General features: G+C 65.6%; 13 protein-coding genes. All 13 read right to left on the bottom strand.

Features of this window, described 5'->3' with window-relative positions; translation table 11 throughout:
- Nucleotides 1-47 precede the first annotated feature (47 nt).
- The 13 genes from rpsS to pyk all read right to left on the bottom strand — a co-directional run bounded on the left by rpsS (nt 48) and on the right by pyk (nt 15,337).
- Nucleotides 48-341, bottom strand: coding sequence for a 30S ribosomal protein S19 (gene rpsS, locus SRU_RS05480; protein WP_011403799.1), 294 nt, complete (start codon nt 339-341; stop codon nt 48-50).
- A gap of 75 nt (nt 342-416) precedes the next feature.
- A complete protein-coding gene (gene rplB, locus SRU_RS05475; protein WP_011403798.1) occupies nt 417-1,268 on the bottom strand; it encodes a 50S ribosomal protein L2 in 852 nt (283 codons plus the stop codon).
- A gap of 52 nt (nt 1,269-1,320) precedes the next feature.
- Nucleotides 1,321-1,620 (bottom strand): 50S ribosomal protein L23, encoded by a 300-nt coding sequence (gene rplW, locus SRU_RS05470; protein ID WP_011403797.1) that lies wholly within the window; start codon nt 1,618-1,620, stop codon nt 1,321-1,323.
- Nucleotides 1,621-1,676: 56 nt separating this feature from the next.
- A complete protein-coding gene (gene rplD, locus SRU_RS05465; RefSeq protein WP_011403796.1) occupies nt 1,677-2,324 on the bottom strand; it encodes a 50S ribosomal protein L4 in 648 nt (215 codons plus the stop codon).
- A gap of 73 nt (nt 2,325-2,397) precedes the next feature.
- Entirely contained in the window at nt 2,398-3,024 is a 627-nt protein-coding gene (rplC, locus tag SRU_RS05460) for a 50S ribosomal protein L3 (protein ID WP_011403795.1), read from the bottom strand.
- Nucleotides 3,025-3,556: 532 nt separating this feature from the next.
- Entirely contained in the window at nt 3,557-3,868 is a 312-nt protein-coding gene (gene rpsJ / locus SRU_RS05455) for a 30S ribosomal protein S10 (protein ID WP_011403794.1), read from the bottom strand.
- Between the two features lie 82 nt (nt 3,869-3,950).
- The gene (gene tuf, locus SRU_RS05450) at nt 3,951-5,141 is read right to left on the bottom strand and encodes an elongation factor Tu (protein ID WP_011403793.1); all 1,191 of its coding nucleotides are present in this window, start codon (nt 5,139-5,141) and stop codon (nt 3,951-3,953) included.
- An 87-nt stretch (nt 5,142-5,228) separates the two neighbouring features.
- Nucleotides 5,229-7,349: an elongation factor G gene (gene fusA, locus SRU_RS05445; RefSeq protein WP_011403792.1), complete on the bottom strand. Its 2,121-nt coding sequence runs from the start codon at nt 7,347-7,349 to the stop codon at nt 5,229-5,231.
- 73 nt (nt 7,350-7,422) lie between these two features.
- Nucleotides 7,423-7,896: a 30S ribosomal protein S7 gene (gene rpsG, locus SRU_RS05440; RefSeq protein WP_011403791.1), complete on the bottom strand. Its 474-nt coding sequence runs from the start codon at nt 7,894-7,896 to the stop codon at nt 7,423-7,425.
- Nucleotides 7,897-7,943: 47 nt separating this feature from the next.
- Nucleotides 7,944-8,318, bottom strand: a complete 375-nt coding sequence (gene rpsL, locus SRU_RS05435) for a 30S ribosomal protein S12 (RefSeq protein ID WP_011403790.1) — start codon at nt 8,316-8,318, stop codon at nt 7,944-7,946.
- A 393-nt stretch (nt 8,319-8,711) separates the two neighbouring features.
- On the bottom strand, nt 8,712-10,739 hold the full coding sequence (gene ftsH / locus SRU_RS05430; RefSeq protein ID WP_279303248.1) for an ATP-dependent zinc metalloprotease FtsH: 2,028 nt from the start codon (nt 10,737-10,739) through the stop codon (nt 8,712-8,714).
- Nucleotides 10,740-10,808: 69 nt separating this feature from the next.
- Entirely contained in the window at nt 10,809-13,781 is a 2,973-nt protein-coding gene (locus SRU_RS05425) for a tetratricopeptide repeat protein (RefSeq protein ID WP_011403788.1), read from the bottom strand.
- Nucleotides 13,782-13,906: 125 nt separating this feature from the next.
- The gene (gene pyk, locus SRU_RS05420; RefSeq protein ID WP_011403787.1) at nt 13,907-15,337 is read right to left on the bottom strand and encodes a pyruvate kinase; all 1,431 of its coding nucleotides are present in this window, start codon (nt 15,335-15,337) and stop codon (nt 13,907-13,909) included.
- Between the last annotated feature and the right edge of the window lie 101 nt (nt 15,338-15,438).

The raw sequence follows: 15,438 nt of genomic DNA, 5'->3' as shown, positions 1-15,438 counted from the left end.
CAGGGATGGGCGCTCACTGGGGTCCAGCCAGCGCCGTCAACCGGGCGCTACTGGCCCGGCTTGCGGATCCGTTGGTCCACCTTTGCCTGCGAGTGCTCCGTGAATGTGCGCGTCGGGGCGAACTCGCCGAGCTTGTGCCCCACCATGTTCTCCGTCACGTACACCGGGATGAACTGGTGTCCGTTGTGAACGGCAAACGTGTGGCCGACGAAGTCCGGCGTAATAATCGAGTCGCGGCTCCAGGTCTTGATGACCTTCTTTTCGTCGGACTCGTTGAGCGCGTCGACCTTGCGCTGCAGCTTGTAGTATACGTACGGGCCTTTGCGTAGAGAGCGAGGCATGTCGTCGGGGAAGTTTGAATCCGAAAGTGTAGGCGGCTCGCGGGTGGGGTCGAGGGCCCCAGCTGATCGGGACGATTACTGGCCCCCGGTTCCTTGTTTCGACTCCGTGCGGCGCCGGATGATGTACTTGTTTGATTCCTTGTTGCGCTTGCGGGTCTTGTACCCCTTCGCCGGCACGCCCTCTCGGGACCGGGGATGGCCGCCGGACTTCAGGCCCTCACCGCCGCCCATGGGGTGGTCGATCGGGTTCATCGCCACGCCGCGGGTGCGGGGCCGGCGACCGAGCCATCGCTTCCGTCCGGCCTTGCCGAGCACCACGTTCTCGTGCTCGACGTTGCTGGTCGTGCCGACGGTCGCCCGGCACTTCGAGGGCACGAGGCGCGTCTCTCCGCTCGGAAGTTCAAGCGTCGCGTAGTCGCCTTCGCGGGCGGTAAGCTGAGCGTGCGTGCCCGCGGCGCGGACCATCTGGGCCCCCTTCTCCGGCGTCATCTCGACGCAGTGAACCTTCGTTCCCAGCGGAATGCTGGTCAGCGGAAGGCAATTGCCCACCTCGGCCTGTGCCTGAGGGCCGTTCATCACCGTATCCCCCACCTCCAGCCCGTCGGGGGTGATGATGTACCGCTTCTCCCCGTCGGCGTAGGCGAGCAGCGAAATGCGGGCCGAACGGTTCGGGTCGTACTCAATCGTCTTCACCGTGGCCGGGATGCCGTCTTTGTCGCGCCGCTTGAAGTCAATCTTGCGGTAGCGGCGCTTGTGGCCGCCCCCCCGGTAGCGCATCGTCATGCGGCCCTGGTTGTTGCGGCCCCCACTGTTCGGGAGGGGCTCCAGCAGACTGCGCTCCGGATCGGTGGTGGTGATGTCCTCCTTGTCGTCCACCGAGTACTGGCGCTGGCTGTTTATGGTCGGCTTTCGCTTTTTAATCGACATGGCGCTGGGTTGTCAGCGGTTCAAAGGGTCGTATAGGCTCAGGAAAGGGCACCTAAATGCCCTCGAAGAAGTCAATCTGTTCTCCGTCCGGGTCCAGGTCCACGATGGCCTTCTTGAAGCCGGAGGTCCGGCCCTCAATCATGTTTCCGTCACGGAACTGGCGACGACGCTTCCCCGGGACGACCTGGGTCCGGACGTCCTCGACCTCAACGCCATCGTAGCGGTGTTCCACCGCCCTCCGAATTTCGGTCTTCGTGGCGTCGAGCCCGCACATGAAGGAGTACTTGCCCTCCTGCATCTGCTGGGTGGTCTTTTCGGTCACGTAGGGGCGAATCAGTACGCGTTTGCTCATGGGTCAACGGTGCTCGTTGGGGAGTGCAACAGGCAGATCGGAGCCGGGGACGGGCGCTACGCCGGCACGGCCTCGTCGGTTGAAAGGACGTCCGTGAGCCAGTCGAGCGCGCCCTCCTGGAGCAGAACGACGTCGGCGTCCAGGATGTCGACCGTGTTGATGCTTTGGACCTCCTGCACGTTCACGTCCGGGAGGTTCTGAGAGCTCAGGTAGACCTCACGCTCCACCTCGGCGGTTGCGAGCAGGATGTCCTGCCCCTCCACGCCCAGGAGCTCGAAGAGGTCCGTGAGCCCTCGGGTGTCGGGCCGGTCCAGCGAGAAGTTCTCGATCACCTGGATGTTGTCGTTCGCGGCCTTGTACGAAAGGGCGGATCGCCGGGCCAGGCGCTTCTCCTTCTGGTTGAGGTCGTGGGCGTAGTCGCGAGGCCGCGCCCCATGGGCCCGTCCTCCGCCCCGACGGATGGGCGACTGGGCGTCGCCGACCCGAGCGTTTCCGGTTCCCTTCTGGCGATAGAGCTTCCGGCCAGACCCCCGCACCTCGCCGCGCTCCTTGGTCTTGCTCGTGCCCTGTCGCTGATGGGCCTGAATGCGCTTCACGTCCAGCCAAATGATGTGGTCGTTCGGCTCAATGTCGAAGACCGTCGGGTCGAGCGCGGCGGTTTCCCCCGACTCTACCCCGTCTTCTTGGTAGATCTCAACGTCCATGGGTTCGTGGCCTCAACAGTTTGCAGTGCATCGATGCGGAAGCTGGGCGGACGCCCAGGCTTTCCCGGCTCCTCTATTTCTTGTGCAGCTCTACGTATTCGCTCTTCGGCCCCGGCACGGAGCCGTGGATAAGAATGGCGTTCTGATCCGCAAGGATTCGGACCACGCGGAGGTTCTGAATCTTGGTGCGCTCGCCGCCGGTCTGGCCCGCCATGCGGACGCCCTTGAAGACGCGCGACGGGTCCGCCGACGCGCCAATCGATCCGGGGTGCCGCTGGCGATCGGACTGGCCGTGGGTCATCATGCCGACGCCACTGAAGCCGTGGCGCTTCACCACGCCCTGAAAGCCTTTTCCTTTCGACACGCCGACCACGTCGATTCGCTCGTCCTCCTGGAAGAGGTCCTGAACGCGCACGACATCGCCGAGGTCTACATCGTCGCCGAAGTCGCGGAACTCGGAGAGCATGCGCTTGGGCGGGCACCCGGCCTTCTCGAAGTGGCCCAGCATGGCCTGCGTCACGTTTTTCTCCTTCACGTTGTCGAAGCCAAGCTGCACCGCGCTGTAGCCGTCACGGCCCTCCGACTTCACCTGCGTCACGACGTTGGGCCCCGCCTCCACGACCGTGCAGGCCACGTTGTTGCCCTCGTCGTCGAAGACGCTGGTCATTCCGACTTTCTTTCCAATCAGTCCGCTACTCATAAATCTGGTCTCCGTGCAATGGTATGTCCATCGTTGGCGAGCCCCCGCCAGTTCTATCTGTCAACAGGCGCAAGCCTCAATTTCATGTTTGGGCTGGAGGTCCCTTCCGAAGTCAAAGCATTTAGGAATGCAAGAGAACCTGACCGTACGGCAAGCAGTGCTTGGCTTCCCTGAAATTTGTAGTTCCAGATCACGACCCGGCGGAAGCCCGATGCCATTTGCAACTCATTACTGCGCGTCAATACAACGGCGCCCTCAATCGGAAGCTCTGCCGAACCGGAGGGAGGCGGCCCTGAGATTCGGTACCGTGGCCCGTTGTCATCTCGCCGGAACGCTAGCCGGACGCTGTCGAGCCGGGTCGGAGCAATCAGTGCCCCTTCCACGCGCTCAATTTTCCATTTTCCGGTCAGGCGCTCATAGAGCGAGGCCCGCTTGGAGCCCGCCCCGTCACAGCCGACGAGCAGGAGTCCTCCGGCGCAGAGCAGCGCTCCGGCCACTCCCAGAAACACTGGGCGAAAGAGGTCCACTGGCGTCACACCTTGATTTCTACGTCCACGCCGCTGGGCAGCTCAAGCTGCATGAGCGAGTCGACCGTGTCGCTGCTCGACGAAAGGATGTCGATGAGGCGCTTGTGGTGGCGCCGCTCGAACTGCTCGCGGCTCTTCTTGTCCACGTGCGGGCCTCGCAGAACGGTGTAGATTTTCTTCTCGGTTGGCAGCGGCACTGGGCCACTCACAACCGCACCGGTCGACTTGACCGTGCGGATGATCTTCTCCGCACTCTTGTCGATCAGCGTGTGGTCGTACGACTTGAGCTTGATCCGTATGTCCTGCTGCGCAGCCATGTATCCGTATCGGGTTTCGAATGCAGAGTGTTGGCGAACAGGAGGCGGCTGTCCTTGCCAGCCTCCTGAAGCCGCAAAAGTCCTAGTCCAGGATGTCGGTCACCACCCCGGCGCCGACCGTGTGCCCCCCCTCCCGAATCGCAAACCGCAAGCCCTCCTCCAGCGCCACCGGCTCAATCAAGCTCCCCTCAAACGTCGCGTTGTCCCCCGGCATCACCATCTCTACCCCCTCGGGCAGCTCAATCGACCCGGTCACATCGGTCGTCCGAAAGTAAAACTGCGGCTGGTACCCGTCGAAAAACGGCGTGTGACGACCCCCCTCCTCCTTGCTGAGCACGTACACCTCACACTCAAACTCCTTGTGCGGCGTCACCGTCCCCGGCTCCGCCAATACCATCCCCCGCTTGACCTCCTCCTTCTCAATCCCCCGAAGGAGAATCCCCGCGTTGTCCCCTGCCTCCCCCTCCTCCAAGGTCTTGTTGAACATCTCAATGCCGGTGACCACCGAGTCCATCTTCTCCTCCTGCATCCCGACAATCTCAATCTCGTCCTGCAGCTGCACCCGGCCCCGCTCAATCCGACCGGTCACCACCGTCCCCCGGCCCGTGATCGAAAAGATATCCTCCACCGGCATCAAAAACGGCTTCTCCACGTCCCGCTCCGGCGTCGGAATGTACTCGTCGACCGCCTCCATCAGCTCCATGATCTTCTCCTCGTGCTCCTCGCTGGACTCGAGGGCCTGCAGCGCCGACCCCCGCACCACCGGCACCTCGTCGCCCGGGAACTCGTACTCGGTCAAAAGCTCCCGGACCTCCATCTCCACCAGCTCCAACAGCTCCGCGTCGTCGACCAGGTCGGTCTTGTTCATGAACACCACCAGGTAGGGCACCCCCACCTGACGGGCCAAAAGAATGTGCTCTCGGGTCTGCGGCATCGGGCCGTCGTCCGACCCCACAACGAGAATGGCCCCGTCCATCTGCGCCGCCCCCGTCACCATGTTCTTGACGTAGTCCGCGTGCCCCGGGCAGTCGACGTGGGCGTAGTGACGGTTCTCCGTCTCGTACTCGACGTGGCTCGTCGCGATCGTAATGCCGCGCTCCCGCTCCTCCGGCGCGTTGTCGATCGCCTCAAAGGTCTGCTCCGCCGCCCCGCCGACGCGCTCGGCCAGTACCTTCGTGATCGCCGCCGTCAAGGTCGTCTTCCCGTGGTCGACGTGTCCGATCGTTCCTACGTTCACATGCGGCTTCTCCCGCGCAAACTCTTCCTTGGCCATGGTGATGTGTGGTCGGTGTGTGCGTGTGGATTCGAATATGGCTGAACGGAGGCAGACGCGAGACCTGTGTCCCGCGGCGCCGACGGGCTACGCCGTCGCGCTCATGGTCTGCTCGTCCATGATTTCGGAGGCGACCTCCTCGGGGACCGGCTCGTAGCTCCCGAACTGCATCGTGTAGATGGCCCGTCCCTGAGACAGGGAGCGAAGGTCCGTCGAGTAGCCGAACATCTCGGACAGCGGCACCTCGGCGTTGATGACCTGCGCGTCGTTCCGCTGCCCCATCTGGCCGATTTGGCCGCGCCGTCCGTTGAGGTCGCCGATGATGTCCCCCATGTAATCGTCCGGGGTCACCACCTCTACCTCCATCACCGGCTCCATTAGAACCGGGTTGGCGTGGCGGGCGGCCTCGCGGAAGCCAAGCCGACCGGCAATCTCAAAGGCGTTCTGGTCGGAGTCGACCTCGTGGTGGTCCCCGTCGTAGAGGCGCACCCACACCCCCTCGATTGGGTATCCGGCCAGTGGCCCGTCCTCCATGGCGCTCTCGATGCCGCGCTCAACGGACGGAATGAACTCCTTCGGGATGACCCCACCCTTAATCTCGTTCTCGAATACCAGGCCGCTCTCTTCTTCCTCCTCCTCCGGAATTGGGCCGACGTCCATGTAGACCTCGGCAAACTGGCCGCGCCCTCCAGACTGCTTCTTCAGAACGTAGTGCTCGTCGATCATGTCGGTGAGCGCCTCCCGGTAGGCGACCTGGGGCTGGCCGACGTTGGCCTCCACCTTGAACTCCTGCTTGAGCCGGTCGATAATAATCTCGAGGTGAAGCTCTCCCATTCCCGCAATGATCGTCTGCCCCGTTTCCTCGTCGGTACGGACGTTGAACGTCGGGTCCTCCTCGGCGAGCTTCGTAAGGCCGTTGGTCAGCTTGTCCCGGTCGGCCTTGGTTCTGGGCTCGACCGCAATCCGAATGACCGGCTCCGGGAAGTCCATGGACTCGAGCACGACCGGATGGTCCGGGTCACAGATCGTGTCTCCGGTCTTGAGGTTCTTCGGACCGACCACGGCGGCGATGTCCCCGGCGCGGATCACGTCCACGTCCTCCCGGCTATCGGCATGCATGAACATCATGCGCCCGATGCGCTCGTCCTCGTCCCGGGTGGGGCTGTAAACGCGGGACCCAGACTCCAGCGTGCCGCTGTAGACGCGGACGAACGTCAGCTTCCCGACGTACGGGTCCGTCGTGATCTTGAACGCGACCGCGCTGAAGGGCTCGTCCTCCCGCGGATGGCGGGTGATGTCCTCCTCCTTGTCCTGCGGGTGGTGGCCCGTAATGGCGGGCACGTCGTTCGGGCTCGGAAGGTAGTTCGTAACCCCGTCGAGCACGCGCTGCACGCCCGTGTTCTTGAGGGCAGAGCCACAGAACATCGGCGTCATGTCGCGGTTGAGCGTCGCCTTCCGGATCACCGTGTGCAGCTCCTCGGGCTCCACCTCCTGGTCCTCATCGAGGTACTTCATGAGCAGCTCGTCGTCGTACTCCGCGACGCTCTCCAGAAGGTTAATGCGCCAGTGCTCGGCCTTCGACTCCAGGTCGTCCGGAATCTCCCTAACGTCCCACTGCATGCCCTGGGACTCGTCGTCGTAGATAATGGCCTTGCCTTCAATGAGGTCGATGACCCCTCGAAACATGTCGCCCGCCCCGATGGGATACTGCACCGGAACCGGATTGGCGCTGAGGCGGTCCTCCATCATCTCGAGGACGTTTTCGAAGTCCGCCCCGGTTCGGTCCATCTTGTTCACGAACCCGATCCGCGGCACGTCGTACTTCTCGGCCTGGCGCCAGACCGTCTCCGACTGCGGCTCCACGCCCCCAACCGCACAGAACAGGGCAATCGCCCCGTCCAGCACGCGGAGGGACCGCTCCACCTCGACCGTAAAGTCGACGTGGCCCGGCGTGTCGATGATGTTGACCCGGTGGTCATCCCAGTAGCAGGTGGTGGCCGCCGAGGTGATGGTGATGCCCCGCTCCTTCTCCTGCTCCATGAAGTCCATGGTCGCGGCCCCCTCGTGCACCTCCCCCATCCGGTGCAACCGCCCGGTGTAAAAGAGAATGCGCTCCGTGAGGGTGGTCTTCCCGGCATCAATGTGGGCCATGATGCCGATATTTCGGGTCTTCTCCAGCGGGAAGCTCTCGTTTGTCTGCGTAGCCATGGGTATAAAGCTCAAAGTTGGGTACTTGAACGCTCAGCACAGACCGGGTGGCGGCCCGATCCGTCCAGCAAATCTAGAACTGGAAGTGAGCGAAGGCCTTGTTGGACTCGGCCATGCGGTGCGTGTCGTCCTTCTTCTTTACGGCACCGCCTTCGCCGCGAGCGGCATCGACCAGCTCACTCGCAAGGCGATTCACCATGCTTTTCTCGTTCCGGGCCCGGGCGTACTGAATGATCCAGCGGAAGGCCAGTGTGATGCGCCGTTCGGGGCGCACCTCAGTGGGCACCTGGTAGGTGGCCCCGCCCACGCGGCGGCTCCGCACCTCTACGAGAGGAGCGGCGTTGTTCACGGCCTTCTTGAAGACCTCCAGCCCTTCTTCCTCTCCCGTGCGCTCCTCAATCACGTCAAACGTGTCGTACACGATGCGCCGGGCGAGGCTCTTCTTTCCGTCCCGCATGATGGCGTTGACGAACCGGGAGACCATGTCGTCCCGGTAGACGGGATCCGGCTGGGTGGTGCGCTGCTCAGGGGCCTCGTTTCGTGACATAGGGAAAACTGGCTGTCGTCAAGAACAGGGTTCAGTGGAGCGGCGTGCTACTCACGCGGCTTCTTCGTGCCGTACTTCGAGCGGCCCTGCCGACGCTCTTCCACGCCGGCGGTATCGAGGGCGCCCCGCACGATGTGGTACTTCACGCCCGGCAGGTCCTTCACGCGCCCACCGCGAACGAGCACAATGGAGTGCTCCTGCAAGTTGTGCCCCTCGCCCGGGATGTACGCGGTGACCTCGTTGCCGTTGGTGAGCCGCACACGCGCCACCTTTCGGAGCGCCGAGTTCGGCTTCTTCGGGGTGGTCGTGTATACCCGCGTGCATACCCCGCGTCGCTGCGGGCTGCCTTCCAGCGCGGGGGCGTCGCTCGTTTCCTCTTCGGTCTTTCGCCCTTTTCGAATCAACTGCTGCGTCGTCGGCACGTCGGTGTTGGTCGTTTGTCGGGACGATGTCGGAGGGACGTCACGGGTGCGTACTTGACCGTTCTCAAGTATGCACACTTTCTAACTACCGTCCGTCCGGCAGTTAGGGTCCTAAATGCGGGGCAAAGAAGAAATGAAAACAACTCTTCCGGCCCGGGCCGCCGGCACAGGGGCCCGAAAGTCCGCCTATTTTGGTATACCGCTCTGTATCGGTTGACCAATCTTTTCTGCGAACCGAGGGCTAAGAAAAAGGCAAGCCGCAACTGTGCTTGCCTAACTGTTCCAAGGCGTACCCAAGCCGGGTGTCTTCTCTGCAGAAGGGGTCTACGAAACCATGATCGACGGGGTTTCCACGCGCCACGACACTTCGTCGGATTCAGACGAACTTCCATCTTATCCCTGTGAGGAGGGAGATGCCCCCTCTGCGGAGGCGGAGTTCCGAGAGGTCCCATCGCCCTCTTTGAGCCATGCGTACTCCCCATGCGGAGGGGAGCCGAGGAGCGCCACGAGCGCCTCGACCCCGAGCACCTCCTCCCGAAGAAGTCTCTCGGCCATCTCGTCCAGCAGCGGGCGCTTTTCTCGGAGAAGGTCGTTCGCCCGGGCCCGCGCCTCCCCGACAATGTCGGCCACCTCCTCGTCAATGGCCGCGGCCATGGCATCCGAGTAGGGCTTCTCGAACAGGGGGCCGTCGGCGCGGCGCTCGGCCCGGTTGTAGCTGAGGGGCCCGATGCGGTCGCTCATCCCGTAATCCACGACCATCGCGTAGGCCGTCTCCGTGACCCGTTCGAGGTCGTCTTTTGCCCCGGTCGTCGCCCGCCCAAAGACGATCTCTTCGGCCCCCCGTCCCCCAAGGGCCATCGTCATCCGGTCCATCAGCGCCTCCCTCGAATAGAGGTCTCGTTCCTTGGGGAGGTGCTGGGCGTGGCCGAGCGCGGACAGGCCCCGAGGCACGACCGAGACCTTCACGACCGGATCGGTGTGCTCGAGGAACCACCCGACGATGGCGTGTCCCGACTCGTGGTGGGCGATGACGCGCCGCTCCTCCGGTGAGATCAGCTTGTTGCTTCGCTCCAGTCCCGCCATGACGCGGTCGAGGGCCTGGTCGAAGTCGTCCATCTGCACCGCGTTTCTGCCCCGCCGCGCCGCCAGGAGGGCCGCCTCGTTGCAGACGTTCGCAATTTCGGCACCGGCGAAGCCGGGCGTCTGACGCGCCAGTGCCTCGGGATCGACCGACGCGTCCAGGCGAAGGTCCGCGACGTGGACCCGAAAGATGTCGGCCCGCTCAAGTCGATCGGGCTTGTGGATGGAAATCTGTCGGTCGAACCGCCCCGGACGCAGGAGGGCGGCGTCGAGCACGTCGGGCCGGTTGGTGGCCGCCATGATGACCACCCCCTCGTCGGAGTCAAACCCGTCCATCTCGACGAGCAGCTGATTCAGGGTGTTGTCCCGCTCCCCGGTGCCTGCACCTCCCGGTCCGCCCCGCGTCCGCCCGATGGCGTCCACCTCGTCGATGAAGATGATGCAGGGGGCCCGCTCTTTCGCCTGGTCGAAGAGGTCCCGAACCCGACTCGCCCCCACGCCCACGAACATCTCCATGAAGTCCGACCCGGAAATGGATGCGAAGGGCACTCCCGCCTCGCCGGCCACGGCCTTCGCCAGGAGGGTCTTTCCGGTGCCAGGCGGCCCCACCAGCAGGACGCCGGTGGGGAGGGCGCCCCCCAACCGCGTAAACTTCTGGGGGCGTCGTAGGAACTCAACGACCTCCGCCACCTCTTCCTTCGGCTCGGCGAGTCCGGCCACGTCGTCGAAGGTTACGCGCCGCCCGCCCGCCTCTTCGAAGAGCGCCGCCGTGTCACTCCCAATCTGCTCTTCACGTCCCCCCGTCGCCATCCGTCGCATAAAGAAGAGCCAGATGCCCACGATGAGCCCCAGGGGCAGCCCCCACAAGAGAAGGGTCCCGACCCAGTCGCTTTCCTGCGTGGCCGCAAACGTGACCGGGGCCGTGCCCGTCCCCGTCGCGGCCTCGTTGTGGCGTCGCAGGAACGCCGTCAACTCGTGGGCGGTGGGCTTGTGGGTGGCGAAGGCACGCCGCGAGCGGTCGACGACGGCCCCCATTGGGGCGGCCGGGGGCGGGCGGGTCTCGACCCGGTCGTTCTGTACCGCCGCGGCCGTGTAGGTCCCGTTAATGCGCTTGCCGTTGACGATCTCGACCCGCTCGACGTATCCCGACTCCACGTGCTCGAGAAACGTGCTGTACTCGATACGCACGGGGGCGCTCGCCTGCTGCCACTTGATCCCGAGATGAACGAGAAGAGCCAGGAGGATGGCGCCCCCGATCCAGAACACATATGGGGAGCGCAGGGTCGTCCACACCGGCTGCAGGCCGGGGCCGCTCGACGGTGAATCAGCATTGGAGTGCATGGCCTCGGGCGACGACACGATGCAGAAACACAAACCTAGGCGAGAGAGGTCGTTCGGATTATCCCTGGCTCAGGTCGGGGGGCGGCGCGACGCGTTCGCCTGCAGGGAAGAAGCACTCCGGGTCGGCGTTGCGGACGAATCACGACGCTGGGAGGGCGTGGCCCTCTCTCGTCCAGATTGGGACGGAGTGGTGGGCGCGGGCCGACGACGGGCAGCAGGGCCTGCTGCCTCGTCGGGGGGCCGCGGGCGGTCCTTGGTGGTGTCTACCTCCGGAGCAACGGTCCCCGATTCCCGGTTCGCTCCGGGGCCGTCCGGCGCTCCCGCACCGGTCGAATCCCGCGTGGTGCCCCCTTGTCCAGTGCGCCGCTCGCGCAGCTGGTCGAGAAGGGCCTGTGCTCGCTCCGCCTCGGCCGTTTCGGGATAGCGGGCCACAAGGTGGGACAGGAGAATCTCAAACGGATCGGCCGGCTCTCTCCGCGATTGGGGGGCAGCACTCGTGGAATCCGACCTCGCCGTCTCCCTCGCTACGGCGGACGTGGTCGTATCCGGTGGCTCGGATCGCCCCGAAGGACCCGTTGCTGTGTCCCGGACGACAGAAGGCGACGCCACCGCACTGTCCGACGGCGTGCCCGACGCCCCCTGGTTCGCTACGGCCGTTGAGTCAATCATCCGGCGCGGCGGCCCTTCGGGGGCACTGGCGTCCGTCGTGTCGGCGGGAGCCGGCCGCGCCGGGGCCGCGGCGTCCGACGAGGGGGGCGCGGGGGCTGTCGCGTCCGGGGACGAGCTGCCTGTCGGGTCGGGGCCGGGATCAGGGGCATCGGCCTGCGCCAGTGAATCCGCGTAGCGCGTGAAACGGGCCCGCCCCTGCCCACTCGAATCGTGGCGGGCGGTTCGATGGTACACGACCCCGGCGGCCAGCAGCGCACGCGGCGCCACGCTCGTTTCGCGATACGCGTCGGCCACCTTTAAGAACGCCCTGAGGGCCGCATCGTGGCGCCCGCTTCGCCACGCCTCGTAGGCCCTGGCGTACGCCGAATCCGCCCGGCTCACCGTCCGCTCCGGGTCCTCGTCGGTCGTCGCCAATCCCAGCTGTTCACGGGCCCGCTTCGCGATGGGCGTGTCGGGGTGCTCGTCGATGAGGCGCCGGTACACTTCGTCCCCGGCGGCCGTATCGCCCTGCGCCCGGTGCGCCTGGGCCAACCCGTAGAGGGCCTGGGGCGCCACCGGGTGATCCGGCGTCTCGTCGAGCACCCGACGAAACCAGGTCTGCGCCGAGTCGGGACGGCCTGCCGCCCGAAAGAGCGCGTTGGCCAACTCGTACTGCGCAACGGCCCGCTGGTCTTTCATCTCCGCCCGACTGATCGAGTCCCGCGGCACGGCCGACACGTCCACGACACTGGCCGTGGTGGACGCGCCCGCGGACGACTGCGGGCGGGCCTGGTCTTCGGTCTGGTCGGCACGCGGGCGGGCGTCCGGACGCCCCCGGATCGCCTCTGCACGGCGCCAGTCGTCCATGAGGGGCCGGTCGCCCCACGTCTGCTCGAACTGGCGGCGTCCCTGCTGCACGAGGGTCGGATCGCGGTGAAACAGGAAGCCGGCGTCGGCCCCCTGCGTCTGGACGGCGGGCTGTTCGGACGGGGCCGGGGAGGCGTCTCCCGCCGCCGGACGTCTCCCGCCCCGGAACTGCGGCTGCCGACGTGTGCGCTGGGCTCGCGCCTCCTGCTCTTCCAGTCGCCGCTGGCGAATCTTCTCCACGACGGCCCGGAACTCCGCGGGGGCCATGCGGCCGAGGCGCAGAAGGGAATCCATCCGGGCGACGGCCTGGGAGCGATCCGCCAGTTTTCGGAAGCGGTTTGCCTGGGCCCTCGCGTCCGATGGCGCCCGCGGAAGGACCTGGGCCGCCTCCTCCGCCCCCGTCCCCTCATCCGGGCCGGACGAGAGGGTCGCCGAGGCCGTGTCGAAATGCGCCGCGGCCCGGGTGAAGTCCTCGTACGCATCCCGGTACAGCGTCGCCAGCTCATAGTGAGTTTGCCCCTTCCCGCTCCCCCGTGGCGCCTGGTCGCCCCGCAGGACGGCCGTGAGCACCTGCTGGGCCCGGTCGGGCCGTCCCTGCGCGCGGTGCAGCCGGGCACGAACCCGGGCAATCTCCGCCCGCATCTCACGGGTGTTGTCGTCCCGTTCCAGCTCTGCCAGCCGCTCTAGGGCCCGCCCAGGGGTGCCGGTCTCCCCGCCCAGTTCGATGGCCGCCAGCTTGGCGGCGAACGCCAACGGGTACGGCGGGTCGTACCCCGATACCCGTCGGTAGGCCGCCCGGGCCCCCTCGGGATCGTCGAGCGTTTCGCGCACCTGCCCCAACAGAAAGGCAGCCCGGGCGCCCGTCTCGTCCGGCAGGTTGTCGTTCAGGCCCTGGGCCAGGGCCTGATCGGCCGCCTCCCAGTTCTCCTGCCGCACGAAGAGCTCTCCCTGTACCACTCGCATTCGGGCCGTCCAGCTGCCGTACTCCTCCCCCGAGTCGAGTCCCGTCCGGAGGGCGTCTGCGGCCTCCCGGTACCGGCCGGCCACCACCAGCGTCTGGGCAAGCCGGAAGCGGGCCTCTCCTTCCCGCTCCGCGTCGAGGGCAATCGCCTCCCGAAATTTCTGGACCGCCCCCACGTAGTTCTGCTGGTAGTACCGGGACCGTCCGATGAGGAGCAGCGCATCGTCGACCCACTCCGAGTTGGGGTGCTCGCGCAACACGGCTGCGCTCTTTTGAATCGCTTCCCCAAAGGACGACTGGCCGGCCCCTCCCTGGGGCGGCGGAAATACGGAGAGATAACGGGTCCGGTCGATGTCTCCCCCCGACTCGTTCACCGATTCGAGGCCGGCCTCGAAGGCTTGCGTGGCGTTGTGGAAGGTATTGTAGTAGGCCGTGAGGTCGTCGTACTGGCGGCCGATGAACGAGCCCCGCCCACAGCTCATCAGCAGTCCGGCCCCGACGAGGAGAAAGAGGAGGCCGCACACCGTACGGACCTGTGTCCGCCCCCGAGGAGAAAAGCGACCCATGTCGACACGCCAGTCGCGTCGGGAAAGAGGAAAAACCACATGCGGCTTCTACAATGGGAGCGCGCCGCCACGGGATCCGTCTGGGACGGCTCCACGCCCCAAATCCCTCCTACTGCGACTCCTTCCTACTGCACGGTGCTGACGTGGACGGTGTTGGTGCGCCCGCGGGCCGGCAGCGGCATTCCGACGGTCAGCACCACGTGGCCGCCCGACCTCACCAGGTCGTAGTCGTGCAGGACGCCGTGCACACGCGCAATGCCCTGGTCGGTGTCTTGCTGGAAGGGGATGTAGAAGGCCTCGGTGCCCCAGAGGCTTCCAAGCTGGGCCACCACCCGTTTGTTGTCGGTGAAGGCGTAGATGGGCATGCTGGGCCGGTGTCGGGCGATGGAGCGAGCGGTCGACCCCGAGTTGGTCAGGCAGCAGATGGCCTCCGCCCCCACCTGCTCGGCGAGGCGACAGGCCGTGAAGCTAACACTATTCGTTACGTTCGCCCCTTGCTCAAAGTGATCGGGCGTCATGGTAAGGGCCCGTCGTTCCTCGTGCCAGTAGGACTCGGCCTGACGGATGATCTGGTTCATCGCCTCCACGACCCGAACCGGATGATCCCCAACCGCCGTCTCGGCAGAAAGCATCACCGCGTCGCTGCCGTCGAGGACCGCGTTGGCCACGTCACTCGCCTCGGCGCGGGTCGGGCGCGGGTCCTCCACCATGCTCTCGAGCATCTGCGTGGCCGTGATGACGGGCTTGGCGGCCTCCATGCTCTTGCGGATGAGCCGCTTCTGGGTGCCGGGCACCTCTTCCATCGGCATCTCGATGCCGAGGTCGCCCCGCGCCACCATGATGCCGTCCACGACCTCCAGAATCTCGTCGATGTTGTGGACGGCCTGGGGCTTCTCGATCTTGGCCACGACGCTGGTCTTCTTCCCGGTCTCCTCGATGCGGTGGACCAGCGCCTCCACGTCGGACCGTTCCTGCACGAACGAGAGGGCTACGACGTCGACCTCCAATTCGAGCCCGAGCTCGAGGTCCTTCAGGTCCTTCTCCGTCATCGGGGGCGTGGAGGCCTGCAGGTCGGGCAGATTTACCCCCTTTCGAGACCGCAGCGGCCCCCCTTCCACAACCGTCGCCCGGAGCTGCGAGCCGTTCGTCTCGATGACCCGGAGTTCCAGCAGGCCATCGTCGATCAGAATGCGCTCCCCCTCTCGGGCGTCCCGGGCGAGGGCCTCGTAGTCGATGAAGATGTGCTCGTTCGTGCTCTCCCGCGGGGTGTCGGTGCTCACCCTCACTTCGTCGCCCTCCGCCAGCATGACCGAGTCGTTCTGTACCGCCCCCACTCGAATTTTGGGGCCCTGAAGGTCCTGCAACACCGTTATGCCCTTCCCTTCCGCCTCGGCCACCTCCCGAACGGTTTCCACGCGCTCCCGGTGCTCCTCGTGGGTGCCGTGTGAGAAGTTCATTCGGGCAACGTCCATTCCGGCCGCGACCAGACGACGGAGTGTTTCCGGGTCCGTCGTGGCCGGGCCCAGCGTGCAAACGATTTTTGTTCGGCGGTCCATGCTTTCGAAGCGGGTGGGGAGACAGTACGCGCAGGGAGGGGCCTGCGCTTCGAGGTGCGCTGCGGCGCAAGCCGCCCCAAATCTAGAAGAGCCCACGTGGA

It is taken from the genome of Salinibacter ruber DSM 13855 (genome assembly GCF_000013045.1).
Lineage (GTDB): Bacteria > Bacteroidota > Rhodothermia > Rhodothermales > Salinibacteraceae > Salinibacter > Salinibacter ruber.
This window is presented reverse-complemented; position numbering and strand designations above follow the sequence as displayed.